The following is a 24,439-nucleotide window of genomic DNA, read 5'->3' as shown; positions in this document are numbered from 1 at the left end:
GCCATTCGACAACTGGGCTGTAAAAGCCTGTCACTTTCGGAGATCGCCCTGTGAACGCACCTGCCGGTCTGGATTCAACGCCGCTTCTTGCAGATTTTCCCTACCGCCTGACGGATAATGTCCGCTTTGCCGATCTCGACCCCAACCACCACGTCAATAACGCGGTTTATGCGACCTATTTCGAGACCGGCCGCGTGACCTTGATGAAGGACCGCAGTTACGGGCTGATGCCTCTGGGTCTGGCCTGGATCATGGTCCGCCTCGACATCCATTTCCGCGCCGAGCTGCGCTGGCCGGGCACGATCGAGATGGGGCTCGGCGTCTCAAAATTCGGCCGGACCTCCGTCACCTTCGATCAGGTGGTGTTTTCCGAAGGCAAATGCGTCGCCTCGGCGCAATCGGTGAGTGTCTTGATCGACGAGGCCACGCGCAAGCCGACGCCGCTGACTTCCGAGATCGTCCGGAATTTTCAGCCCTGGCTGCGCCGCGGCGTCGAAATAGCGCAGCCTAAATTCTAAGCCTGCCGCTCCGGCGTCGAGACTTTGAGACCGTCGAGTTCGTCGCTGACCTTGATCTGGCACGACAGCCGCGAATTCGGCCGCACGTCGAAGCCGAAATCCAGCATGTCCTCCTCCATCGGCGAGGGCGCGCCGACCTTCTCGCGCCACTCTTCGTCGACATAGACATGGCAGGTCGCGCAGGCGCAGGCCCCGCCGCATTCGGCCTCGATGCCGGGAATAGCGTTGCGGATCGCCGCTTCCATCACGGTCGCGCCGTTTTCGACCTCGATGGTGCGGGTTTCGCCGGTATGGTCGGTAAAATGTATTTTAGCCATGATGCTCGTGCTGCCGGATGAAGGGGGTCCGGGCTGTCCTATAACGGGTCGATCCGCTCCGCGCTAGCGGTCGGGGCGAAAACCTGTGGCGCGGATTTTCGCAATTACCCCTGTCGCGGCCGGGATCAGGACCGGCGCAGGAAAGCGTCGATCGCCGTGCGCGCTTGGCTAATCGCTTCCTCGAGCGCGCCGAGCGCTCGCGATGGATCGCTGTCGTTCTGCAAGGCCGCCTCCAGATCCAGGGCGGCGTCAGCGACCGCGAAGGCGCCGATCGCGCGGGCCGAACCCTTCAGCGTATGGACCAGCGCGCCCACGTCGGGAGGTAGCGTTGCGAGCATGCTTAGAAGACTCGCCGCCTGGGCCGAAAACATCGCCAGCACCTCGCGCTCGAGGCTGGCATCGCCCAGCGTCATGCGCCCAAGATGTTCGATATCGATCGGACCGTCATCGGGAACCAGCGGCGGCGATGGCATCCAGTCAATCCGTTCCAGATGAAGCGGCATGGGGTAACCCAGATCTCCCTGCCGATGGTACCGGCAGCACGGTTTTCGCCAGCCAATCACAGAAATGGTTAACGGAACGTTTTGCGTACCTGCCGCAAGTTCGCCTTGTTTTCGGCGAAGATTAGTCGTGATTAACGCACCAAACCGAGAAATTTGTGGAACCGTAAGGCGTTACGGTCCCGCGTTATTAACGATGATTAAGATTGTATTAATCGGAGCCATTTCATTCGCATCGCCTAGCCAATAGGATGTTTCCGGATGGTGGCGAACAAGCCGGGCGACGGCGGCGCTTTCGCGACCGGCGTTGGGGAAACCGGCTTCGAGCTTCGCGCGCAGCGCGCGCGAAACGGCTCGTCCGGGGGACGCGTAAAAAGTAACACGAGGGCTCAGACTGAACATGGCGAACAATCCCAAAAAGGTCAAAGACCCTACCGAAGTCGCGCTTTCTGCTATTCAGGAAGCCTTGAACATCTCGGACGTCAATTCGGTGGACAACAGTCGCAGCGCGGTCCACAGCGACGTGATACCGCCGAGCATTCCCTCTTCGACCTCCTCTTACGATGAGCCCGCATTCGACACCCGGCCGAGCGTTGATCGGCCGGTCTTTGACGCGATCGAGGAGCCACGCCCGACCCGCCGCGCCGCCAATGACGACCGCGAAACCATCGGGCAGATTCTGCAGGCCATTCAGAAGGGCCGACCCGCGCGCAACGTCTATACGCTGGCCACCTTGTTTGCCGGCGTCTGGATTCTCGGCGCAGCGCTTTTGACTTTCAGTTTCCTTCCCTCGTTGCAGGCGGCGATCGGTCAGGGCTCGGGCGGCACGCTGGTGCTGGCGGGTCTTGCGGCGCTGTTCTTCGCGCCGGTTCTCTTGTTCTATTTCCTGGCGAGCCTGTCCTGGCGCGGCCAGGAGTTGCGCATGATCGCGCAGTCGATGGCGCAGGTGGCGATCCGCTTCTCCGAGCCCGAGGGCGCGGCCAGCGACTCCATGGTCACTGTCGGTCAGGCGATCCGCCGCGAAGTCGCCGCCATGGGCGACGGCGTCGAGCGCGCCATCGCGCGCGCCGGCGAACTGGAAACGCTTGTCGCCAACGAAGTCGCGGCGCTCGAGCGCGCCTATTCCGACAACGAAGTGCGAATCCGCGCATTGCTGCAGGACATCGCCCATCAGCGCGACAATCTGGTCGGCCAGGCCGAACAGGTCCGCAGCGCCATCTCCGGCGTGCAAATCGACCTGCGCCACGATATCGCGCTGATTTCCGATGCGATCGCTTCCCGCGTCGATGAGGTTGCAAAAAGCATCACCGGCGCTCTGGAAGAACGCGGCGCCCATATCACGAGCGCGCTCAGCAATGCCGGCGACAACATGATCCTCGCGCTCGGCGAGCGCGGCGGCGACCTGCTCGATCGGCTCGAGGAAGCGAGCTCCGAAACCACCCGCGCCGTACTCGACGCCTCCGAGCGCCTCACCACCTCCCTCAACTTCAAGACCGGCCACGTGCACGACGAATTCGTCGACCTCGCCGACCGCGTCCATGAGATGCTGAACGAGCGCATCGACCGCATCACCAACGAATTCGAGGCGCGTTCGTCGACCATCGTCGACGGCATCTCCGACCGCACCGAACAGGTCCATGACTCGCTGAAGAATTCCAGCGACTCGCTCCTCTTGGAGCTCGAATTGCGCAGCGGCGATCTCGTCAACAAGATCGACGACGCCGGCAACCGGCTGGCGACCCATATTCTCACTTCCGGCGACAAGGCCTCCGAAGCGCTGGACGTCACCGTGAACTCGCTGGTGGCCAAGGTCGTCACCCAGACCGAGACCGCGCACGACACCCTCTCCCTGCAGATGAGCGCGTTCGACGAACTGGTGAAGAACCAGGGCAGCGAGCTCGTCGAGAAATTCGCGCGCGACAGCGGCACGCTCGGTGCGCTGATCACCCGCCACATCTCGGAATTCGACCGCACCGTCAAAACCTTCGGCGGCGAGATCGTCGAGCGCATGGGTCAGCGCACCCAGGATATCGCCGATACCCTGAAGGACTATGTCGACAGCTTCGATACCCGCCTGACCTCCAACGGCGGCGAGATCACCGCTTCGCTCGACCAGCGTCTGCTGCAGTTCGAGACCACGTTGGGTACAAGCGTCGCCCATCTCGACAGCTCGCTCGACGCCAGGATCAAATCCTTCGACGACACGATCGACGGCCGCCTCAAATCGCTGGAGCAGACCTTCGACATCCGGGCGAAGTCGGTGACCGATACCGTCGACAGCCGTCTTGGTGCGCTGGCGTCCTCGTTGACCGATGGTGCCGCGCAGACCATCCACTCGATCGACTCGCGCCTGACCCAACTCACCTCTTCGCTCACCGAGGGCACCACTCAGGCGATCCAGCTGATCGATACCCGTCTGACCCATCTGACGACTTCGCTGTCGACCGGCACGGCCCAGGCGGTCGAAGCCGTGGACCAGCGCATTGCCGGCGTGACACAGACGATCGATGGCCGCAGCACCCATCTCGCCGACACCATCACGGCGCGCTTCCAGGAAATCCACCAGGGCATCGAAACCCGCGTCGGCGCGGTTGCCGCCGACATCGACATGCGCATTGCCCAATTCGAAGACTTGCTGGGTTCGCGCGTCGAAGCGGTCGCGGGCCGCATCGAAAGCAGCGGACGGCAGGCCAGCGACGGCCTGATGGCCCGCGCCGAGGAACTGTCGACTGGGATCAGGTCCCACGTCGAAGACGCGGAACGCTCGCTCACCAACCTCGTCGTCAACACCAGCGAGACCATTCAGACCGGCGCACGCACCGCCCAGCAGTCGCTGCTGTCGGTTTCCTCCGACGTCGGCGCCCAGTTGAAGCTGACCTCGTCGGAAGTCGAGCGCGCCCTCACCGCCGTCGGCACCGGGGCTGCGAACTCGATCCTGTCGAGCGCCCGCGACGCCCAGTCGACCCTGGTGACGGCTTCCGCCGACGCGGCGAACCAGATCAAGTCGCTGGCGGGTGACGTCGAACGCTCGCTCTCGGCCTCCGGCAACGCCACCGCCTCCCAGCTCAAATCGGTGTCCGCCGACGTCGAGCGCACACTCCAGGCCGCAGGTAGCGCGACCGCGGCGACGGTTCTCGGCGGCGCGCGCGAAGTCCAGACCACGCTGGTCGCGGCGTCGTCGGATGCCGCCAACCACGTCAAGTCGCTGGCGGCCGACATCCAGCGGTCGCTGTCGATCGCCGGGACCGCCGCCGCCGAATCGATGGTCGCCGGCGCCCGCGAGGCCCAATCCACCCTGGTCGCCTCCTCCGCTGACGCGGCGAGCCAGGTCAAGTCGTTGGCCGCCGAGGTCCAGCGGTCGCTGTCGGTCGCCGGCACGTCCACCGCGGAACAGATCACCTCCGGAGCCCGCGAGGCCCAAAGCACCCTCGTCAACGCGTCGTCGGACGCCGCCAATCACGTCAAGTCGCTGGCGGCCGATGTCGAGCGCACCTTGACGGCGGTCGGCGCCGACACCGCCGCCTCGATCCTGGGCAGCGCGCGCGAAGCGCAGAGTTCGCTGCACGCGACCTCGGCGGACGCGGCGAGCCAGATCAAGGCGATCTCTGCCGATATCGAGCGATCGCTGTCCTCGGTTACCGCCAATACCACCGACAATATCCAGACCAGCGCGCTCAATGCGCAAAGCGCGCTCGTCGCCGCATCGAACGAGGTCAGTTCCAAGGTCAAGACCACATCGTCGGAAGTCGAACGCTCGGTTCTGGCCGCGAGCAACGCGTTCGGCTCGACCATGACCGGCAAGACCGACGAAATCGTCTCGTATGTGCAGCAGCAGACCGATCGGCTGTCGCAGATGATCGACGGCAAGCGCGGCGCGCTGGTCGATGCGATCGGCGCCAAGACCGGCCAGCTCACGGTCGATATCGACCGCGTCACCTCCGATGCCCTGAAATCGATCGAGACCAGGGGCCAGAGCTTCTCGCAATCCTTGCTGAGCCAGGGTTCCGACGTCGCGCGGACCATCACGTCGGCCGGCGACCTCGCCACCAGCGCCGTCAACAAGTCGATGAAAGAGCTGGAGGCGGCGTCGCGGGCGGCAATCGATCAGTCGCGCCAGGTCTCGGTCGCGGCAGTCACCGAGATGCAGGAAACCAGCAAGATCCTTCGCACCGACACGGTGGCGCTGTTCGAGCGCCTGCGTGAGGGCAACATCCTGTTGCAGGAAGTCCTGACCGGCGCCCACGACAATCTCAACTCGCTTGAGCGCGCGCTGGTCACGCGCGTCGCCGACTTCGTTTCCGCCATGAACGACGTCACCTCGCGCAACGGCGCCGCGACCCAGACGCTGGAAGACCAGCTGAATGTCTTCAACAGCAAAACCAGCAAGGCGCTGGAGGATCTCGGCTCGCTTTCCAGCCAGTTCGAGGCTCACGGCCAGGCCCTGGTCGAGGCGGCTGCGGTGGTCGAGCAGAGCAACCGCAACACCACGGCTTCCCTCGCCGAACGCAAGTCGACATTGGAGTCGCTGGTCACCACCATCGACCTGCGCACCGCCGATCTCGATCAGCGGCTGTCGCGCTTCACCGGCCTGCTGGATGAATCGCTCGCCGCCGCCGAAGAGCGCGCCCGCGACATCGCGCGCGTGGTGGCGGAAACCGCCGGCGCCGGTTCTGCCGCGATCGCCCGCCAGTTCGAGGCGGTGCGCTCGACGGCCGAAGAGGAGCGCCGGCTGACGGTCGACGCGATGGCCGACATCTATCAGCAGAGCACCCAGGAAGCGGATGCGATGTTCAAGCAGTCGGCGGAAAAGTTCTCGACCATGGTCTCGAGCATGAAGCAGATGGCCGCCGAAATGCAGCACGAATTGGAGGCGACCCGCAACGAACTGCGTCGCGGTGTGCTGGAAATGCCCCAGGAGGCCGCCGAGAGCACCGCGCAGATGCGCAAAGTCATCGTCGATCAGATCGAGGCGCTCGCCGAATTGAACCGGATCGTCGCCCATCACGGCCGCGGCCTCGACGTGGTCACCTCCAGCCGCACCAGCGTGCAGCGCGAGGAAGAGCAGCCGATGCTGGTTGCCGCCGGTGGCGGCCGCGGCGCGGCACCGCGCATGCGCGAACGCGACGCCGGCAACAGCGCCTCGAACCTGCCGCCGCCGGATCTTGGCCTGGCGCCCTCGCGCCGAACCGAAGCGCCGCCGGTCTCGCCGGCAAGCGCCGACGGCGGACGCGACGGATGGCTTTCCGATCTCTTGAGCCGCACCGACGCCGCCGGCGCCAACAACCGCGAGGTCCCGCGCGCCCGTCCGCCGCAGCAGGCCACAGGTGGCGGCAACCCGTTGGAGTCGCTGTCGCTCGACATCGGCCGCCTGATGGACCGCAACCTCGCCGCCGAAATGTGGGACCGCTACCAGCGCGGCGAGAGCAAGGCGTTTACAAAGCGGCTCTATACGCCGGCCGGCCAGAAGGCGTTTGATGAAGTCGCCCGCAAATACCGCGCCGACCGCAATTTCAAGCAGACGGTCGACCGCTACATCACCGAGTTCGAGCGCCTGCTCGACGAAGTCGCGCGCGACGACCGCGGACCTGCTGTGCTGCGCAGCCACCTGACCTCGGAGACGGGGATGGTCTATACGCTGCTCGCGCATGCGGCGGGACGGTTGGGGTAGCATTGGATTTGATTGCGGAATGAAAAACGGAGGCAGCGATGCCTCCGTTTTTGTTTGGATGGGCCATAGGGCGCAAGATTTCGAAGCCGTCATTGCAAGCGAGGCGAAGCAATCCAGCTTTGGCGCCAGGAAGAAGGAAAGCTGGATTGCTTCGCCGCTGTCGCTCCTCGCAATGACGGCAAGACAAACCTTCGCGTTCCCGCGGCGCGACGCGCCCGAGTTGTGCATGAACTTTCCGCCCCGTGAGGGCGTGGGGAATGCCGGGTGCCGATGCACCCGCAGCCGCGCGTGTAGTGTAGTAAACACGCGCGTTAGTCACCACGAGTCCACCGGAACAACCCGGCATTCCCGCACGCAGTGGTTTTAACGGTTTCCTCCGTGCTCTCCCCGGCGATCGGGCTTTTTTGTCACCGTCATCGGCGAGATGATGTCTCGCCAACTTGACGCCGGCGTCGAGGCGTCAGGACCACACGACTTCTCCGTCCGCATTAGCGCTGTTCGTCAATAGCGCTGCCGCGTCCACCGCATCCCGTCCCGCGTTCGTGACGACCGCGAAGCGCCCCTCTGTGGAACGAGACGGCGCTAGTTCTAGAAGTGATTTGGGTCCGCCGGAAACAGAATTCTTTTTGCAGGCAGGACTGGACAGGTGAAATCAGCTTGATCCCATAGGAGAATTTTTTCTCTACCGTCATTCCGGATTCCGCTTGCGAAAGCCCAAATTGACGTCAGATGGGACTGCTGATTTGCCCGTCGGGCAAATCAGCCCGTAGGATTGGTGAAGCGCAGCTCGTAGATGGGTGGAGCCCAGCGATACCCATCACCTCTCCATGCGCGCAGCAAGACGGTGGGTTCCGCAAGGGCTCAACCCACCCTACGATCCTTCCTCTACGGCCGCCTCTTCTCCGTCGCCGCGGCGGCGGGGGTCGGCTTGGGTGCTGTCGCTGCCGCTGCGGGCGCTGGCGCAGCGGCGTTCGCTGCCGGTGCGCTGGCGTTGGCCGGGCCGAACAGAAGCCGCGTCGGGTTTTTGTCGAGATTATTCACGGCGCGGCTGATGTCGCCGAGCGTACGGCGGCCGTCGGACATCAACAGGCCCGAGCGCTTGTCGAAATCCTCGGCGAGCTCGCGGATCGATTTCACCGTCTGGAACAGTTCGCCACCCTCCTTGCCGCCGGCCAGCGTATTGAGGCCGAGCATCAGGCTGTCGGCCTTGACCATCACGCCGTCGACCTTTGCCATCACGTCGTCGATTTTCTCGGAATTGCGCGCCAGCGAGTTGGTGAAGATTTCCAGATTATGCAGCGAGCTTTTCACCGCCGCCTGATTGTCCGCCACCAGCCGGTTGATGTTTTGCAACGTGCCGCGGATCGCCTCGGTGACGTCCTGCAGCGCGTTCGGATCGGCCGTCAGCACGGGGACGCCATCCTCGTCCAGCGGGACGGAGGGTGCCGCCTCCTCGCCGCCTTTCAGCGAGATCGCGGCTACGCCCGTCAGCCCCTGGAATTCGAGACCAACGAGGGTGTCCTTGCGGAGCGGGGCGTTGTTCTCGACCATCGCCAGCGCGACGACACGACGCGGGTTGTCGAGTTTCACCGAGATCACCTCACCCACCCGGATACCGTTGAAATTGACGCTGCCGCCGTTGCGCAGGCCCGCCGCCGGGCCCTCGAAGATGATGCGCAACGGGCTGCGCGCCTTGGTGGTGTGGAGCGACTGGAACCACAGCACAAAGCCAAACGCCGCCGCGATCACGGCCAGCGTGAAGGTGCCGATCAGGATGAAGTTCGCCCGCGTTTCCATGTGTCAACGTACTCCGATACTAGGCCCTGATTCAGCTTCGCTGCATCAGCGCCGTCGATTCTTTTTGTCTGAGCATGATCTTGTCCGAAAACCGGTATCCACTTTTCGGGATCATGCTCTAGCCCATGACAGCGCGGGCGCGCTTGCCGTGGAAATAGGCCCTCAACCAGGGATGCTGCGAGGCCTGCATGTCGGCCATCGATCCCGCGGCAATGATCTTGCCGTTCCCTAAAACGGCGATGCGGTCACAAGCAGTATAAAGGCTGTCCAGATCGTGGGTTACCATGAAAACGGTCAGGCCCAAAGTACGCTGCAGGGTGCGCACCAATTCGTCGAAGTCGCCGGCGCCGATCGGGTCAAGTCCCGAGGTCGGCTCATCCAGGAACACGAGCTCCGGGTCGAGCGCGAGCGCGCGCGCCAGCGCTACGCGCTTGATCATGCCGCCGGAGAGCTCTGAGGGAAACCGGTCGGCGACCTCGGGGCGCAATCCGACCATGCCCAGTTTGGCAACCGTGATCTCGTCGAGCAGGCGCTGCGAGACGTTGAGATATTCGCGCACCGGAAACTGGATGTTCTGGCTCACCGTGAGCGAAGAAAACAGCGCGCCCTGCTGAAATAAAATCCCCCAGCGGCGCTCGACGCCGCGGCGCTGGGCTGCGTCCGCCGCATCGAGATCGATCCCGAACACCTCGATGCGGCCGCTGACTTTTGGCACCAGGCCGATGATGGTGCGCGTGAGCACCGATTTGCCGGCGCCGGAGGGGCCGACAAAGCCCAAAATCTCGCCGCGCTTGACGTCGAGATTGAGCCCGTCGAGAATTTTCGTCTTGCCGAACTGCACCGAGATGTCGCGGACCCGGATGATGGCGTTTTGTGCTTCGGGTGTCATCGTCACATCCCGATCGAGGCGAAGAAGATCGCGAACACGCCGTCCATCACGATGACGAAGAAAATGCCCTGCACCACCGACGACGTCGTGTGCTGCCCGAGCGACTCCGCGCTGCCTTCGACCGCGAGGCCCTCGACGCAGGCGACGATCCCGATCACCGCCGCCATGACAGGCGCCTTGATCAGGCCGACGGTGAAGTGATTGATCGAGATCGCATCGCGCAAGCGCAGCATGAAGGCTTCGGGATCGACGCCGCCATAGCCCCATGCCACGAGGCCGCCGCCGACCAGCGCCGCCATCGCGCCGAGGAAGGCGAGGATCGGCAAGGCGAGGATCAGCGCCAGCATGCGCGGCAGGATCAGAACCTCGATCGGATCGAACCCCATGGTGCGTAGCGCGTCGATCTCCTCGCGCATTTTCATCGAGCCGAGCTCGGCGGTGTAGGCGCTGCCCGAGCGGCCCGCCACCATGATCGCCACCAGCAGCACGCCGATCTCGCGCAGCACCAGCACGCCCAGCATGTCGACGACGAAGATGTCGGCGCCGAACTGGCGGAAATGAAAGATGCCCTGCTGGGAGATGATGCAGCCGATCAGAAAGGTGATCAGCGCGATGATCGGCACCGCGCGCCAGCATACCTGTTCGAGGTGGTGCACCGTCGAGGTCAGGCGAAAGCCCCGCGGGTGAATCAAGACCCGTCCGCTTGCGGCCAGCACGGCGCCGAGCATGTCGATCAGCCCGAGAATGGTGGTGCCGAACCCGGCCATGTTGCGGCCGACCTGATCCAGCATCCCGAAAATCGTCACCGACGGCGCGGCGACGGGGGCTGCGGCCTTCACCCGGCGTACTTCATCGACCAGGCTCGAATAATTCGCCGACAGGCCAGCGATCTTCGCCTCCACCTCGCCCTGGGTCAGGCTGCGGCGCAGCCGCTCGATCAGCCAGGCCCCGAACGTGTCGAGTTTTGAAACACGCGATACGTCGATGAAGATATTGGGGCGGCTTCCCCTGAGCTTTTCAGCGTCGGCGACGATCCGCTCCAGCAGCGGCGCAAAACGGGCGATCCAGGGGCCTCCGGCGCACAGCGCCAGCCCATTGCCCTGTGCAATCCGCTCCAATGTCGGGTCCCCGTTCACAATCCCCACTCCTGCGCCAATTCTCCAGTATCAACAGAAAAGGAAAGATCCCTTAAACCCGTGATTGCCTTGCCGACCACACCCATAGCCAGCCATAGTTGGTTGCGCCGGGCAAGCCGCCGGTTCAAAATTGCCAGATTTTAAAATGACTTCCAGCCAATCCTTCCTGCTATCAGCCAGAATTGAGCGCTGGCCGATCGCCGGCGCCTTCACCATCAGCCGCGGCGCCAAGACCGAGGCCGTCACGGTCGTGGCGGAATTAAGCCTTGGCGGCCTGACCGGGCGCGGCGAATGCGTCCCCTACCCCCGTTATGGCGAAACGCCTGAAGCGACGCTTGGCGCCCTCCAGGCGATGCAGGAACCGCTGTCGCGGGGGCTCGACCGGAACGCCCTGCAGGCCGCCATGCCGCCAGGTGCCGCCCGCAACGCCCTGGATTGCGCGTTTCTGGACCTTGAGGCCAAAACCAGCGACAAGCGCGCCTGGAACCTAGTGGGGCGCCCCGAGCCGAGGGCCTGCGTCACCGCCTATACGATCTCGCTCGGCTCGCCGGAGGCGATGGCGGCGGCAACCGAGAAGGTCGCCCAGCGCAGGCTCCTAAAGGTAAAACTCGGGGGCGACGGCGTCGGGGCGCGGATCGCAGCGGTGCGCAAGGCCGCGCCGGATTGCGAACTGATCGTCGATGCCAACGAGGCCTGGTCGGCCGATAATCTCGAGCCGAACCTCGCGGCTTGCGCGGCGGCCGGCGTCACCCTGGTCGAGCAGCCGCTTCCTGCCGGTCAGGACGAGGCGCTGGCGCGTATCAAAAGGCCGCTCAACGTCTGCGCCGATGAAAGCGTGCACGATCGCAAATCGCTGCAGGGGCTCCGCGAGCGCTACGACGCCGTCAACATAAAACTCGACAAGACAGGCGGATTAACGGAAGCGCTGGCGATGGCGGATGCGGCGCACGCGCTGGGTTTCGACATCATGGTGGGCTGCATGGTCGGGACGTCGCTTTCGATGGCGCCGGCGATGCTGCTCACGTCGCAGGCGCGCTTTGTCGATCTCGACGGTCCGTTGCTGCTCGCGCGCGACCGCGAGGGCGGATTGCGCTACGAGGGCAGCCTGGTCTATCCGCCCGACGCGGCACTCTGGGGATGATCCGCTACCCTCGCTTCTGATTGAATCAGAACCGAGGCTCTTTTTTATTTTGACGCGTTTTCTTCACGCGAACCGGTCGCCACTTCGCTTGAAAACGCGACCCGATGTCTTGCCAGCCACATCAAGACCGCGCCTGAGAGCGCCATCGCCGCCATCACGTAATAGACGCCCTGCCCGTGGCGCGCATAGACGGCGCCGGACAGGATCGATGTGGCCGAGGCAACGATGCCGCCGCAGGCCGCGAAATAGCCCTGCCCGCGCGCCATCACTTGTCCCGGCACATGGTGCACCAACAGTCCCATGGTACCGACCTGCGTGAGCCCATAGGTCAGCCCGTGCGCCAATTGGACCACCGACAGCACGGCGACTGACGGCTCCTGCGCCGTGATCAGCCAGCGCGCCACCGCGCTGAGGCCGCCGATCACCACCAGTGCCGAAGGGTTTAATGTAAAGCGCGGCGACAGCGCGAACACCACGATCTCGGCCAGTACCCCCAACACCCACAACCCGGCGATCGTCAGCCCGCCGAGGCCAGCGCCCTGCCAGGTGATGGAAGCAAAAGTGTAATAGGCGGCGTGGCTGCCCTGGATCAGCGCAGACGACACGATGATGGCGAGGAATCCAGGCTCGCGCAGCAGGGCTTTGGCACTGTGATGCGCCGCCGGCACCGTCTTCGGATGGTCGAGCCGCGCGAGCGCGAGGCTGACGACGGCGCCGAGGCCTGCCACCGACGCGATCACCCAGATCAATTCTTTTGCCGCGATCACATCGACCAACAAGCCGCAGGCCAGCGCGCCGACCACGAACGCCGCCGAGCCCCACAGCCGCAGCGGCCCGTAATTGAGGCCGTAGCGCGCCACGCCGCGCAGCGCATAGGCGTCCGTCAGCGGCACGGTCGGCGTCCACACGCAGGCTGTGAGCGCGTAAGCGAGGAACACCAGCAGCGGCCGATGCTGGGTTCCAACCAGCAAGAACCCGAGGGCTGTGGCAAACGCCGTGAAGATCATGGCGCGGCGCAGCGACTGATGCCGCTCGGCGAAGGCCGTCACGAACGGCAGCACGGTGAATCGTGTCACCGCGGGAACGGCGGTGATGATGCCGATCCACGACGCATCGATCCCGACCGCTTTCAGCCACACCGGGAAGAACGGCAGATGGGTGCCGATCAATCCGAACAGCGTGCCGTAAAACAGCGCCAGCCGGCGCGCGAATCGGGCCGAGGTGTTGCGCGATACGATGGGGATTTGTGATTCGGAGGGCATCAATTCAATTGCGATTCGCCTGATATCGTGGTGATCGTTAACCCAACGCGCGATGATTTGCGCGGAAGAGTTTGCCATGGCCGACGAAGCATTTGCCCTATCGCCGATCTCGGCGCGCGCCGCGCAGCCGAGCGAACAGGACTATGAGGCGATCAGCGAAGCCTTCATGGAGACCTCGCGGGGCCGCTGGTTTCTCGGCGAATATGCCAAGCGCAACCGCAATGCCGATACCCGGATGGTGCTCGACGCGGTCGAGCGCATCGAGCAAAGCCTTGCCGCGCAGAAACAACCGGCCGCCGACCGCGCACTGACCGAGGCGCTGGCCGCGATCAAAAGCGCGCTCGACGAGGCGCGAGGCATGGCCCTTGCGGCGCTCGATGGTCTTGCTTTGGAAGAACATCTGGCGCCGGTCCGCAAGGGCGCCCGGGTCATCAAGGAAATTGCCTGGCGCTGGCGCGAGATCGGCGCCGATGCCCGGATCTGCGATCTGATCGATTCCCAGGTCCACGCCATCGAAGGCGCTTGCGGGCAACTCTCGTCGACAGAGGCGAAAGGCGCATTGAGCGCCGCATTCGACCTGATCGAACGGCGGATCGCGGGATTTGACGACAGCGATGCAGCACCTCGGGCCGCGGAGGAAGCCGCAGCTTCCGCTGCAGCCGCGCCTGCCCCATCGGCGACCGCCGCGCCCGAGACGATGCCGCCAGCGACCGCGGCGAGCGATCCCGAGGCTGCGATCGGCACCACGGAAATCCCGACCGAGGAGACCGTCGCGCAGGCCCCGGCGGCCGAAATGGTGGCCGAAGCGGCCGATGTTCAGCCTGACGTCTCCGAGATCACGGAAGAGGCCGCCGAGGCCGATGACGAAGCGGTGCTGGAACTGGTCGCCCAGGAAATGGCCGCGCTGGATGATTCCGACATCGAATTGGATTCCGGTCCCGATCCGGACGAGACCGACGCCGCGCCGTGGCCCGTGGAACCTGTCATCGTCGCGCGGGAGGCCGAGCCGCAGGAAGCCGAGCCAATGGCTTCGCCGACGCAGGCAGAAGCGATGCAGGCGCCGCTTCAGCCGTCCCTCGAAAATGCGGTTGCGGAGCGTGCGGTGGCTGAGCGTCCGCTTGAAAGTTCTTTGGGCTCAAGCCTCATCGCCAGCGGAATCGTGACAAAACCCGCCGCCTCGGCGTCCGACCCGCTGGCGCCGCTCCGCCGCATGAGCCAAGCCGAAAAGATCGCGCTGTTTTCGTGATGACCTCGTCATGCCCGGCCAAAGCAGTCTGCTTTGCGCAGACTGCGTAAACTTGTCTGCGATGCCGGGCCATCCACGTCTTTGGATGCCTCAAGCCAGAAAGTCGTCCGTGAAGAAGCGCCAAGCCATTGAGCGCCCTCGTCCCCGTTTCGCTAGTGGCCTTTGCGGTGTGCCGGGCGAGTTCTCTCGTTATTAGTCTGACCGGTCCGTTCGGACCCACGAACTCGCTCTCGATCCAAAATATACTCGCGCATAAAAAGACAGCCTATTGAGCAAGGATCTCCAAATCGCCGCTAGATCCCGGATCGAGATGAGTTCACGACCAAACTTGGTCCACGCCAGTAATACTGCACCAAGCAGAGCGCCGAAATTGATACCGGCCACAACCATAGGGCTGGCAATTCCAACGAGAAGGAATAGGGCTACCGCTGCGATCAGCATTACCATTGCGATAGAAGCGAGCATCGAAAAAGGAGGGACGGCCACATCCAATATGAGAACAAGAAGATCCCAGTTATGCTCTTGAACTGCTCGCGCGAAGCGCCGCGGCAAGTCCCGCACTATCATTCGCACATGTCCTTGAATCCAACGCTGGCGTTGGGATTCGGTGCCTGCTTTCGTATGCGGAAACTCGCTTGTACCGACAACGCACGGGTAAAAAAGAGGGGCACAACCGATTTCAGCTAAGTCCAAGCCCAGCTGTAGGTCCTCGACCAGATTTCCATGTCGCAATGTTGCACCACGAATCAATCGCCAAGGAAAAATCATTCCCGTACCCATTAGTTGCGCAGGCAGGCCAAGCCGGGCGAGCCCGAGCGGCCGAACCAAGTTTCGTAGGCGCCAGAAAAACTCAGCGAGCCTGTGATCAATAGAGCACCGCTTCGGCGCGACCATTAGGACGCAGGCCTGCACGGGGCGTTTCGATTTTACGCAGGCTCTCTTCAGGCGAGGGAGCGTGTCAGGCTTTACTCGGCAATCAGCATCGACGAACATCACCAGGTCAGGGGGAGCCTGGTTGAGGTAAGCGATCCCTGCGGCAAGCGCGTATGCCTTGCCAAGGTGAGCGGGGTCAGTGCGCTCTATCACTTCAGCCCCTTCACCCCTTGCTATGGCAGCTGTATCGTCGGAACAATTGTCTGCGACCACAATCAGGCGATCGTTGCTCCCTAACTGCGGCCTCAAGTCCGACAACGTCGGGACTAGACTAGCACCTTCGTTGTGAGCCGGAATGACGACAGCTGTAATCTCAGAGTTGGTAGCGTTCGGAACACCATCAAGTTGATCCGGGTAACCTCTTATGGCCGAGAGCACCTCGAACAGCAAAGTGAATATAGGTACTGTGAGAAGACCAGCGGTCGTGGCGAGTAGGACAGCTAGAACGACCTCGAACATATCAATGCCCCCCCAAATGCTTGCTTAAATTTTCGAAAGGTGATTCCGGCCCCAGCTACCCGCGTACAAAATTCGATTTTTGAGATCGGCCTGTTTGGCAGAGAAATGCGCGGCAGCTGGAAAATGTTTGTTGTTTGCTCGATCAGATCCGAATGACTCAAGAAGGCGAGCTCAAAACCTGCCTCTCGGATGATTTGCTCAGTTTTGTCGCTATGCGTTCCCTGCATTCCGTAAGGGTAGGCGAACGCTGCGCACTCTCCGATTGCATCGAACAAAATTTCTCGACTGGCACGGATCTCGTATTCCCGCCTCAACGGACCCGCATGCGCGAGGTTCACATGGCTCACAGAGTGGGCACCAATTGCGACGCTTTCGCAGGCAATGTCCGTTAGTTCATCGAGAGAGCAGCAGGAGCGAGTGTTCTTTCGTGGGAAGCTCAGGGGGCGCTGAAACGTAAAATTGCCATTGAATGCGGCGGTTAGAACATAATCGATCGCTCGTGCGGTTTGAGGCGCGTCGGCCCCAACTACTACGGTTTGGCCAGCGATTTCTAAATTGACAGCAGGGCCCCGGTACCACTCGAGGTCGGCGACTAGTTTAGCAAGTGCTACGCGTGGATCGTGTGCAACCTCAACTTCTTGCGCGCACCAACCAACACAGGGAAAAATGCAGATCGGTAGCGAGAAGGACGCAAACACATCGAGCGCGCTCAGGATGTCGATCTTTGCGTCGTCGATGGTTATCAAAATTGCTTTGGGCGGGAGCGAACCGTTGGCAAACGCCGTCTGAGCCTGTCTGAGAGTAACAGGATGAAAGTTGCTGCAGAGCCAATCGCACTGGAACTTCAGCCGGTCGCGCGAGTGATCTCGCGCTTCTCCCGGAAAGAAGAGATGGTGAAATAAGATCGTCCGGAAGCCGCCGCCTAGGAACTGGAGGCGCACGGTTCTCCCCCCTTGTTCGAACGAGATGCCAACCAACCAAATCGCGATTACAAGTGTTGGATCCCATTTTGGTTCCATGCGTCAGGTAAGAGCTTCATTGTGTCGGCCGGATGGCGCAGCAGCACTTGGCAAGGCCACCAATTCTTTCTTGTCGCACCGCTGTCACGCACACGGAGGCAAGTCTGAAAATCAAGTCTGAAAAGCAAGCCTGAAAAGCATGACACCGAACGAAGAAACTGTGACCCTTTGGCGACCGGTCGGGCCGGACGAGCTTGAATTGATCCGACAGAGCGGCATGCGGGCCTTTCCTCCGCGGCTGCCCGAACAGCCGATTTTCTACCCGGTCCTGTCTGAAGAATACGCGGTGAAAATTGCTCGCGATTGGAACGTTCCGGCGAGCGGTTCCGGCTTCGTGACCCGCTTTGAGGTCACCCGGAGCTTCATCGACCGCTATGAGGCGAAAGAAGCCGGCGGCAGGTCTCATTTGGAATATTGGATTCCGGCCGAAGAGATGGATGCCTTGAACGCCGCAATCGTGGGTCTTATCGAGGTGGTTCGCAGCTTCCCTTGATCAGGCCACCAGCTTCGCGAACAGATCCGCGTCGACATTGCCGCCGGACAGCACGATGACGACGTTCTTGCCGCGCGCGTCGATGCGCCCGGCCAAAAGGGCGGCAAGGCCGACCGCGCCGCCCGGCTCGACCACGAGCTTCAATTCGCGGAAGGCAAATCCGACGGCGGTGCCGACTTCGGCGTCGGAGGCGGTGATGCCTTGGGTCAACAGCCGGCTGTTGATGGAGAACGTAAGCTCGCCGGGCATCGTGGCCATCAGCGCATCGCAGATGGTGCGGCCCTTGGAGCCGTGCGCCTGGCGTTTTCCGGCGCGCAGCGAACGGGCGTGATCGTCGAATTCTTCCGGCTCGCCGGACATCACCATGGCCTGCGGATAGCGCGCCTTCACCGCGGTCGCGACGCCCGCGATCAGGCCGCCGCCGGAAGCCGGCGCCACCACGATGTCGGGGGTGATGCCGAGCGCCGCCATGTCCTCGGCGATCTCGCGACCGACCGTGCCCTGGCCGGCGATGACAAAAGTATCGTCGTAAGGGCGCACCAGCGTGGCGTTGCGTTTAGCGGCGATGTCGCGGGCGATGGCTTCGCGATCCTCGCGGTCGCGATCGTACAAGACGACTTCGGCGCCATAGCTCTTGGTGCGCTCGCGTTTTGAAAGTGGCGCATCGGCCGGCATCACGATGGTCGCCTGCATGTTGAGGATTTTGGCGGCCGCCGCGACGCCCTGGGCATGGTTGCCGGAGGAGAACGCGACGACGCCGCCGCCGCGCGCGGCTAAGGGGATCGATGAGAGCTTGTTGAAGGCGCCGCGGAACTTGAACGACCCGGTCCGCTGCAGCATTTCCGGCTTCAGGAAGACCTTGGTTCCCGCACGCTCATTGAGCACCGGCGAGGACAACAACGGCGTGCGCACCGCGTATGGTGCGAGCACGCGCGCGGCCGCGTCGATATCCATGGAACTGACCGGCAGGGCAAGGGAGGAATCCGCCATCCGCCACTTGTATCGCGGACCCGGATGCGCGGGCAAGATGCTTGCGAGAACTTAGCCGTGATCAGGCCACGACGCGCGGCGTTTCGGCGGCAAATTCCACCGTTTCGCCTGATGGTTCGACGTTACGGATATTGGTGATATTTTCGACAAAGACCCGGGCCGAGGATTCCCAGGTGTACCCCGCGGCAAATTCCAGGCAGGCCTGCGGCGAAATCTGCAGGGCGGACAGGCAGGCGGTCCTGAGATCGTCGTTCAGCGCGCCGACCGGCGCGTTGCCGATGACGTCGCGGGGCCCGGTCACCGGGAACGCGGCGACCGGCAGGCCGCTGGCAAGCGCCTCCAAAAGGACGAGCCCGAACGTGTCGGTCTTGCTCGGAAACACGAAGACGTCGGCCGCGGCATAGGCCTCCGCCAGCGCTTCGCCCTGCCGGCTGCCTAGAAACACCGCGTGGGGATAGCGCCGCTGCAGCGACGCCCGCGCCGGTCCGTCGCCGACGACGAGCTTGGTGCCGGGCAAATCGAGATCGAGAAACGCCTCGAGATTCTTTTCGACCGCGACGCGGCCGACGCACAGGAAAATCGGGCGCGGCAGGCCGAGCTCGACGGCGCGCGGATGAAACAGCCGCGCGTCGACGCCGCGTGGCCACAGCACCACATTACGGAAGCCGCGGGAGCGCAGCTCGTTCGAAAGCGCCGGCGTCGCCGCCATCACCGCCTGGCTCGGCCGGTGGAAGGCGCGCAGCGCCGCCCAAATCCAGGATTCGGGGATCGGCAAACGCGCCGAGATATATTCGGGAAAGCGGGTATGAAAGCTCGTGGTGAACGGCACTTGATGTTTGCGGCAATAGCGCCGCGCCAACAGCCCGATCGGCCCTTCGGTGGCGATGTGAATGCTGTCGGGCCGGGCGTCTTCAATCAATCGCGCGATTTTTGCCGGCGTCGGCAGCGCCACGCGCAAATCCCGGTAGCTCGGCAAACCAAAGGTGCGGAACGATTGCGGGGTGACGAAACTGACCTCGACGCCGAGCCTCTCTGCCGCGTCCGCCATCATGGTCAGCGTCCGTACCACCCCGTTGACCTGGGGATGCCACGCATCGGTCGCGACCAGAATATGCATCAGGCGGCACGCGCGGCGACCGAGGCAACAGGCGCCGTCCGGCGCAGCGGATCGGTCCAGGTGATGATCTCGAACCGGCCGTCTTCGTGCTCGACCAGCGCAGTGCAGCTTTCCACCCAGTCGCCGCAGTTCATGTAGCGGATGCCGTGCTCATCGCGGATGGTGGCGTAGTGGATATGGCCGCAGATCACGCCGTCGGTGTTGTGCCGGCGCGCCTCGGCGGCGAGCGTCTGCTCGAAGGCGCCGATATAGTTCACCGCGTTCTTGACCTTCAGCTTGGCCCATTGCGACAGCGACCAATAGGGCACGCCGAAGGCGCGGCGGAAGAAGTTGACCAGCCGGTTCATCTGGATCGCGAAATCATAGGCCTTGTCGCCAAGATGGGCGAGCCAGCGCGCGTTCTGCACCACGAGGTCGAAAATATCGCCGTGAATGACGAGGTAGCGCCGGCCATCGACGCCGGTATGGACGGTATTTTCGACGACATCGATGCCGCCGAAATGGGTGCCGTAATAGTTGCGCAGGAACTCGTCGTGATTGCCGGGCACATAGATGATCTTGGCGCCCTTGCGCGCCTTGCGCAGCATTTTCTGCACGAAGTCGTTATGGGATTGCGGCCAGTACCAGTTGGATTGCAGCGCCCAGCCATCGACGATATCGCCGACCAGATAGATGGTGTCGGCATCGTGGGTGCGCAGAAAGTCCAGCAATCGTTCGGCTTGCGAGCCGCGGGCCCCGAGGTGGACGTCGGAGATAAACAAAGTGCGAAAGCGCCGTTCCGGCAACTCGTCACTCATAGTGTAACTTCCCATGTCGAGCAGCTAGCCGATTCCCGTGACAACGAGATGACGGGACCCTTTACGTTTTGTTTGGACATGGTCTGCCGGCAAACGCTTCGCGTTTGTACCGAAAAGGAAAACCGGTTCCCGGAGCTCAAGACCGTGCTCTTTGTTTGGGCAGGATCGAGATCGGCAGTGTTCATTCGCCAAGGCCGGTTCCAACGCGACTCAATCGTCCGCTTGTCGAAAGCGCGAATAGCAGCGCCGTGCGACAACCAAGCGACATCGATCGTCATTCCGGAGCATGGCGCTGGGATCAAGGACGAGACGTCGACGATCCATCATCGTTGAGTTCGTCGCGCATGGTTCGAGGCGCCGGCTTCGGAGCTTGAATCACGTCTGCAGCCGTCCCCTCAACCCGCAACGGCCCATCGCGGAGCCGCTCAACCTTTCTTTTCTCACCGTAAAGTGCGGACGAAAGGTGCCGCTTTGCCGTCGGCGAGACCCTGCGCTTGTCCATCGTCGTATCATCCGACGATGGACACCTAACCGTGGCGCCCCTCGCGCGGTGAACTTCAGCGTCCAAGCGACTTCGCCAAGCTTTCCAGGTTCTGTGGACTGACATGGATCAAGCCATGCCGCGGAGTATCGATATCGGCGATCAGAAGGAAGGCAATCGAGACGATAAGCGGCAGCACGAGAGCAAGCTTTCCCGCAGCCTTGCCGTTTCGCGACCGATAGCCGAACAGCACGTTGGAACACAGCGCGATAGCCGCCATCAGACACCACGCGGCGGTCGGAATCCGGTTCCAGAACGCCGCTTGCGTGTAGCCCTGCGAATTGATCACGTCGTTCATGCCAGCGAGCGCCAGCGCCGCAACCGGCGTCGGTTGTGCGGTGGCCGGTCCGCGGACCGCAGCCCAGAGATCAGCCTGCAATTGGCTGGTCCGCGCATCGATCCGCGTTCGCTGAGTATCATCGTGAGTGATGTAGAACAGGATACGCTGGTCAAGGTAGTCGCCAAGGAGCTTGCGCAGGTTTGCGGCATCCGCAGGTGGCAGAACGTCGGCTCGCAAGATTTCGGTCCCAATCGCGTTGGCTTCGGCTTCCTCGAAATTCTTGCGCTGTTCGTAGCGACTGGTGGCCATCGAAAAGCTGAAGCCGATGATTAATGCGAGCAGCGTCAGGGTGGCCGCAAGGATGACACCGAGATCCTCATTACGCTCATCGCCGGCGCTCGGGTTGCGCCTGCGCAGCCACGAGCCCGCGACTGAAGCGAGCCACAGCGTCACGAAGGCCGCCGCGAACACCAGCAACGGGTAATGCGTCAGATTTTCCATGACTCCACTCACTCGCGAACGCGGCGATCCGCGCGGTCAGTGCCATCCTATTCGCGATCCCCAGGAAAACGCGGTGTCTTTCATTTGAATGAGTGCGGGTGCCGGCAGCATTTCAGCAAGCTTTTCAGCTTCTTTGCCGCCGCTGACGAGTCGCGCCACCCATATTTCTCCGTCCGTATAGTAAGGATCGCCTTCACCGTTTCGCCCATTTAAGGTGGGACCGATCCCCTTCATTTGATAAATGCTTGTCACCATGTGGGCATCGTTCAATTCTGCGATCAATCGGTCTCGCTCTTCATCAATATTGGCCGCGATGCGATGAGTAACCTGGCCCGTGTCGCGGCTTAAAGTGACCCCGCTGTCGAAAGTCGCAGAGCCGAGCCAAACGGGACCGCCATCAATTCCGCTTTCAAGGACCTTCCAGAAGCGGACGTGTTGGCGGCGATCGGCGCTCCCGCCATGTGGCTTTTCGAACGCCAAATCCTCACGTCGCCCCTCGTAAAACAGCGGACTGACCGGCGCACTTTTGTAAGGTCGGTCGAGCAGTACGCTCCCGATGATCTCCACGCTGGTCCGCAATGTGATGGGGTCGGCGGGGTACCAGCCCGCGGCATGAAATGCGCGAACCAAATCCTCACGAGTTCCTACCAGGCCAACATTAATAGGACCTCCCGGGATACCCTGCGCCGTCGCGGTCAGCATTGTATGCTTTACAAGCCCGGGTTCGTGCTCAATACGCGCCCATGTCGCGGGTAAAACAAGGTAACTGAGAACGACATACAAAATGACGAGTGTAGCGATGATCGTGAGACCCTGCCGCTTACGTCCTCGCGGAAAGAAGTTCATTTGGGTTCTACAGGATATACATTCGTTTAGCTGCGGTAAGCGCGCGCTGGCAACCTAAGCGATCACCTTGGGCATCAAGCCGTTTGGCGCGGGCCAAATTTGCTGAAAATTTGGATTTCAACCGCTCTTCGGCTTGTTTCGTAGAAGCCACGGTTGGTTGGTGACCAAGTTGCGCACCGACTGACTGGGGTGCTGTTAATCCCGCATTTGGATTGGTTGCTGATTGACGCACGGCTGCTTCGAATTCTGCAATGTCGGCACTGCATGGGCCTGCTTGAGCAAATGTCGAACTCAAGCCAAGAACCGCACCGATGAATGGACCCGCTATTGCCTGCCGGAAAGTGCTTGCAAAATGATATTTGGACATCGGAAGTCCTCCCGACCGCCTAACAAGATTTCATTCCGGGATGGTAGCGCTACTAACATAGCAATGCCCTTCAGCGTCACCAAGTAACCGTTGCATCCTTGCGATGTCTCCCTGGTTAGCTTGGCCACTCGCGGCTCAATATGCAATTCCGGCAGGATTTCGATTTGCTGGAAAAAAATTGAACGTTGCGACGGAAAAGTCACAGCCGTGATTGCGGCAAAGAGAGAGACCCCGTCCACGTGCAGGGCAGTCCGGAGAGTGGATTGACCTTGCCCACCGTGCATGCCCGGAGATCGGCATGAAGCAGGTACTTTCTTGTCGTCGAAAGGATTTGCCCGAGCTTCCGTCCGTTTTTGCATAGCGGCGGCCAGGGGGGGACGTATTCTAGTCCGTCACGGGACCGCGCCGCGTTGGCGGGATCGTCCGATCCCGCCCCGTTCTTAGCGGCATGCCGCGATCCCAACCCTGCCTTGGCGGGTTGCACTTGGTATTTTCAATTAATGGCGACCCGCCCAACAAGGGGTTAGCTGCATGAATATTTCAACCAACACTCTCGCGAAGGTCGAGATCCGCGAGAGTTCATCCGCGCCGATGGTATTCATTCCGGGCGGCACCTTTCGCATGGGATCGGACAAGCATTATCCGGAAGAAGCTCCGGTCCACCGCGTCACCGTCGATGCGTTCTGGATGGACCGCTATCCCGTCACTAACCGGCAATTCAAGGAATTCGTAAGGGCTACCAAGCACGTCACCGTCGCGGAAATCATACCCGACCCCAAGGATTATCCTGGAATGCTCCCGCACATGGTCTACGCGGGCTCGCTGATGTTCTCGCCGCCCAACCATCCGGTCAACCTCCGCGACTTCAGCCAGTGGTGGACCTTCGCCAGGGGCGCGCAATGGCGGCATCCCTACGGACCCGGAAGCAACATCCGTGGGCTGGACGATCATCCAGTCGTGCATGTGGCTTTCAGCGATGCAGCCGCCTACGCGAAATGGGCTGGGAAGGATTTGCCAACCGAAGCGGAATGGGAATTCGCTGCGCGCGGTGGGCTCGACGGTGCCGAATATGCCTGGGGCGATGAATTCACGCCGCATGGCCGTCACATGGCAAATACCTGGCAGGGTGAATTTCCGCGGCAGAACGTCAATGCGGACGGTTTCGAGCGCACCTCGCCGGTCAGCGCATTCCCGCCGAACGGTTACGGGCTTTACGACATGATCGGCAACGTCTGGGAATGGACTGCCGACTGGTATTCACCCAGGCACAAGGCTGACGCGCCAAAGGCTTGCTGCATCCCGGAGAATCCGCGCGGCGGACGCGAGGACGGCAGCTACGACCCCCGAACGACCAATGTGAGGATTCCACAGAAAGTCATCAAGGGCGGCTCGCATCTGTGCGCGCCGAACTACTGCCGCCGCTACCGGCCGGCTGCGCGCCATGCCGAGCCGGTCGATACGTCGACGAGTCACGTCGGCTTTCGATGCATCAGGCGAGGAGCCTCTGATGCGCCACAAACAGGAGAGTAACGCCATGTTTGACAGCATACTCAAGGAAAGACCGCCTGGCATCCGAAACGCGCTGCGCAAGACGGCAGCAGGCTGGCATAAGCGGTCTCGCG

Annotated in this window: 20 protein-coding genes; 6 read left to right on the top strand and 14 right to left on the bottom strand. The window is 62.4% G+C overall.

The window, feature by feature from the left end:
- The first annotated feature begins 50 nt into the window (after window positions 1-50).
- Window positions 51-518, top strand: coding sequence for an acyl-CoA thioesterase (locus B5526_RS30265; protein ID WP_079543429.1), 468 nt, complete (start codon window positions 51-53; stop codon window positions 516-518).
- Here the strand turns inward: B5526_RS30265 and B5526_RS30260 are convergent.
- Window positions 515-835: a 2Fe-2S iron-sulfur cluster-binding protein gene (locus B5526_RS30260; protein ID WP_079543428.1), complete on the bottom strand. Its 321-nt coding sequence runs from the start codon at window positions 833-835 to the stop codon at window positions 515-517. The genes B5526_RS30265 and B5526_RS30260 overlap by 4 nt on opposite strands.
- A 125-nt stretch (window positions 836-960) precedes the next feature.
- A complete protein-coding gene (locus tag B5526_RS30255; protein ID WP_079543427.1) occupies window positions 961-1,338 on the bottom strand; it encodes an Hpt domain-containing protein in 378 nt (125 codons plus the stop codon).
- A gap of 397 nt (window positions 1,339-1,735) precedes the next feature.
- On the opposite strand from B5526_RS30255, the gene B5526_RS30250 reads away from it, so the two are divergent.
- Window positions 1,736-7,003 carry a hypothetical protein gene (locus B5526_RS30250; protein WP_079543426.1) on the top strand — a complete coding sequence of 1,756 codons (5,268 nt, stop codon included), beginning with the start codon at window positions 1,736-1,738 and terminating at the stop codon, window positions 7,001-7,003.
- Between the two features lie 885 nt (window positions 7,004-7,888).
- Here the strand turns inward: B5526_RS30250 and B5526_RS30240 are convergent.
- From B5526_RS30240 to B5526_RS30230, 3 genes are all read right to left on the bottom strand, one after another.
- Window positions 7,889-8,800, bottom strand: a complete 912-nt coding sequence (locus B5526_RS30240; RefSeq protein ID WP_079543424.1) for an MlaD family protein — start codon at window positions 8,798-8,800, stop codon at window positions 7,889-7,891.
- A gap of 118 nt (window positions 8,801-8,918) precedes the next feature.
- The gene (locus B5526_RS30235; RefSeq protein WP_079543423.1) at window positions 8,919-9,689 is read right to left on the bottom strand and encodes an ABC transporter ATP-binding protein; all 771 of its coding nucleotides are present in this window, start codon (window positions 9,687-9,689) and stop codon (window positions 8,919-8,921) included.
- 2 nt (window positions 9,690-9,691) lie between these two features.
- A complete protein-coding gene (locus B5526_RS30230; RefSeq protein ID WP_079543422.1) occupies window positions 9,692-10,825 on the bottom strand; it encodes an MlaE family ABC transporter permease in 1,134 nt (377 codons plus the stop codon).
- Window positions 10,826-10,970: 145 nt separating this feature from the next.
- Here B5526_RS30230 and dgcA point away from each other — a divergent pair, with 145 nt between their 5' ends.
- A complete protein-coding gene (gene dgcA, locus B5526_RS30225; RefSeq protein ID WP_079543421.1) occupies window positions 10,971-11,966 on the top strand; it encodes an N-acetyl-D-Glu racemase DgcA in 996 nt (331 codons plus the stop codon).
- Window positions 11,967-12,010: 44 nt separating this feature from the next.
- Here dgcA and B5526_RS30220 read toward each other — a convergent pair whose 3' ends face one another.
- The gene (locus B5526_RS30220; RefSeq protein WP_079545582.1) at window positions 12,011-13,228 is read right to left on the bottom strand and encodes an MFS transporter; all 1,218 of its coding nucleotides are present in this window, start codon (window positions 13,226-13,228) and stop codon (window positions 12,011-12,013) included.
- Window positions 13,229-13,304: 76 nt separating this feature from the next.
- Here B5526_RS30220 and B5526_RS30215 point away from each other — a divergent pair, with 76 nt between their 5' ends.
- Window positions 13,305-14,474 (top strand): hypothetical protein, encoded by a 1,170-nt coding sequence (locus B5526_RS30215; protein ID WP_079543420.1) that lies wholly within the window; start codon window positions 13,305-13,307, stop codon window positions 14,472-14,474.
- Window positions 14,475-14,666: 192 nt separating this feature from the next.
- Here the strand turns inward: B5526_RS30215 and B5526_RS30210 are convergent, their stop codons facing one another.
- Both B5526_RS30210 and B5526_RS30205 read right to left on the bottom strand, forming a co-directional pair.
- Entirely contained in the window at window positions 14,667-15,866 is a 1,200-nt protein-coding gene (locus tag B5526_RS30210; RefSeq protein ID WP_079543419.1) for a glycosyltransferase family 2 protein, read from the bottom strand.
- Window positions 15,848-16,807: a polysaccharide deacetylase family protein gene (locus tag B5526_RS30205; protein WP_172842147.1), complete on the bottom strand. Its 960-nt coding sequence runs from the start codon at window positions 16,805-16,807 to the stop codon at window positions 15,848-15,850. The genes B5526_RS30210 and B5526_RS30205 overlap by 19 nt, the downstream gene beginning before the upstream one ends.
- Before the next feature lie 217 nt (window positions 16,808-17,024).
- Between B5526_RS30205 and B5526_RS30200 the strand changes: the two genes are divergently transcribed.
- The gene (locus tag B5526_RS30200; protein WP_079543417.1) at window positions 17,025-17,378 is read left to right on the top strand and encodes an ADP-ribosylation/crystallin J1; all 354 of its coding nucleotides are present in this window, start codon (window positions 17,025-17,027) and stop codon (window positions 17,376-17,378) included.
- On the opposite strand, the gene B5526_RS30195 is transcribed toward B5526_RS30200, so the two are convergent.
- The 6 genes from B5526_RS30195 to B5526_RS38040 form a co-directional block, all read right to left on the bottom strand.
- The gene (locus B5526_RS30195) at window positions 17,379-18,368 is read right to left on the bottom strand and encodes a threonine/serine dehydratase (RefSeq protein WP_079543416.1); all 990 of its coding nucleotides are present in this window, start codon (window positions 18,366-18,368) and stop codon (window positions 17,379-17,381) included.
- A gap of 61 nt (window positions 18,369-18,429) precedes the next feature.
- Window positions 18,430-19,485, bottom strand: a complete 1,056-nt coding sequence (locus B5526_RS30190; RefSeq protein ID WP_079543415.1) for a glycosyltransferase family 4 protein — start codon at window positions 19,483-19,485, stop codon at window positions 18,430-18,432.
- Window positions 19,485-20,297, bottom strand: a complete 813-nt coding sequence (locus B5526_RS30185) for a UDP-2,3-diacylglucosamine diphosphatase (RefSeq protein ID WP_154071531.1) — start codon at window positions 20,295-20,297, stop codon at window positions 19,485-19,487. Before B5526_RS30185 ends, B5526_RS30190 begins: the two co-directional genes overlap by 1 nt.
- Before the next feature lie 542 nt (window positions 20,298-20,839).
- A complete protein-coding gene (locus tag B5526_RS30175; protein ID WP_079543412.1) occupies window positions 20,840-21,604 on the bottom strand; it encodes a hypothetical protein in 765 nt (254 codons plus the stop codon).
- A gap of 36 nt (window positions 21,605-21,640) precedes the next feature.
- Window positions 21,641-22,450, bottom strand: a complete 810-nt coding sequence (locus B5526_RS30170) for an LssY C-terminal domain-containing protein (protein WP_079543411.1) — start codon at window positions 22,448-22,450, stop codon at window positions 21,641-21,643.
- A gap of 7 nt (window positions 22,451-22,457) precedes the next feature.
- Window positions 22,458-22,817, bottom strand: a complete 360-nt coding sequence (locus tag B5526_RS38040) for a hypothetical protein (protein ID WP_154071530.1) — start codon at window positions 22,815-22,817, stop codon at window positions 22,458-22,460.
- 531 nt (window positions 22,818-23,348) lie between these two features.
- On the opposite strand from B5526_RS38040, the gene B5526_RS30160 reads away from it, so the two are divergent.
- Complete coding sequence (locus B5526_RS30160; protein ID WP_079543409.1) at window positions 23,349-24,347, top strand: formylglycine-generating enzyme family protein; 999 nt, start codon at window positions 23,349-23,351, stop codon at window positions 24,345-24,347.
- The last annotated feature ends 92 nt before the right edge of the window (window positions 24,348-24,439 follow it).

It is taken from the genome of Bradyrhizobium lablabi (assembly GCF_900141755.1).
GTDB classification, from domain to species: Bacteria; Pseudomonadota; Alphaproteobacteria; order Rhizobiales; family Xanthobacteraceae; genus Bradyrhizobium; species Bradyrhizobium lablabi_A.
This window is presented reverse-complemented; position numbering and strand designations above follow the sequence as displayed.

Bases quoted from the DNA above. Each gene is read 5' to 3' on its own strand.
- B5526_RS30260 (WP_079543428.1), bottom strand. From the start codon at position 835: ATGGCTAAAATACATTTTACCGACCATACCGGCGAAACCCGCACCATC.
- B5526_RS30255 (WP_079543427.1), bottom strand. From the start codon at position 1,338: ATGCCGCTTCATCTGGAACGGATTGACTGGATGCCATCGCCGCCGCTG.
- B5526_RS30250 (WP_079543426.1), top strand. From the start codon at position 1,736: ATGGCGAACAATCCCAAAAAGGTCAAAGACCCTACCGAAGTCGCGCTT.
- B5526_RS30240 (WP_079543424.1), bottom strand. From the start codon at position 8,800: ATGGAAACGCGGGCGAACTTCATCCTGATCGGCACCTTCACGCTGGCC.
- B5526_RS30235 (WP_079543423.1), bottom strand. From the start codon at position 9,689: ATGACACCCGAAGCACAAAACGCCATCATCCGGGTCCGCGACATCTCG.
- dgcA (WP_079543421.1), top strand. From the start codon at position 10,971: ATGACTTCCAGCCAATCCTTCCTGCTATCAGCCAGAATTGAGCGCTGG.
- B5526_RS30220 (WP_079545582.1), bottom strand. From the start codon at position 13,228: ATGCCCTCCGAATCACAAATCCCCATCGTATCGCGCAACACCTCGGCC.
- B5526_RS30215 (WP_079543420.1), top strand. From the start codon at position 13,305: ATGGCCGACGAAGCATTTGCCCTATCGCCGATCTCGGCGCGCGCCGCG.
- B5526_RS30210 (WP_079543419.1), bottom strand. From the start codon at position 15,866: ATGTTCGAGGTCGTTCTAGCTGTCCTACTCGCCACGACCGCTGGTCTT.
- B5526_RS30200 (WP_079543417.1), top strand. From the start codon at position 17,025: ATGACACCGAACGAAGAAACTGTGACCCTTTGGCGACCGGTCGGGCCG.
- B5526_RS30195 (WP_079543416.1), bottom strand. From the start codon at position 18,368: ATGGCGGATTCCTCCCTTGCCCTGCCGGTCAGTTCCATGGATATCGAC.
- B5526_RS30190 (WP_079543415.1), bottom strand. From the start codon at position 19,485: ATGCATATTCTGGTCGCGACCGATGCGTGGCATCCCCAGGTCAACGGG.
- B5526_RS30185 (WP_154071531.1), bottom strand. From the start codon at position 20,297: ATGGGAAGTTACACTATGAGTGACGAGTTGCCGGAACGGCGCTTTCGC.
- B5526_RS30175 (WP_079543412.1), bottom strand. From the start codon at position 21,604: ATGGAAAATCTGACGCATTACCCGTTGCTGGTGTTCGCGGCGGCCTTC.
- B5526_RS30170 (WP_079543411.1), bottom strand. From the start codon at position 22,450: ATGAACTTCTTTCCGCGAGGACGTAAGCGGCAGGGTCTCACGATCATC.
- B5526_RS38040 (WP_154071530.1), bottom strand. From the start codon at position 22,817: ATGTCCAAATATCATTTTGCAAGCACTTTCCGGCAGGCAATAGCGGGT.
- B5526_RS30160 (WP_079543409.1), top strand. From the start codon at position 23,349: ATGAATATTTCAACCAACACTCTCGCGAAGGTCGAGATCCGCGAGAGT.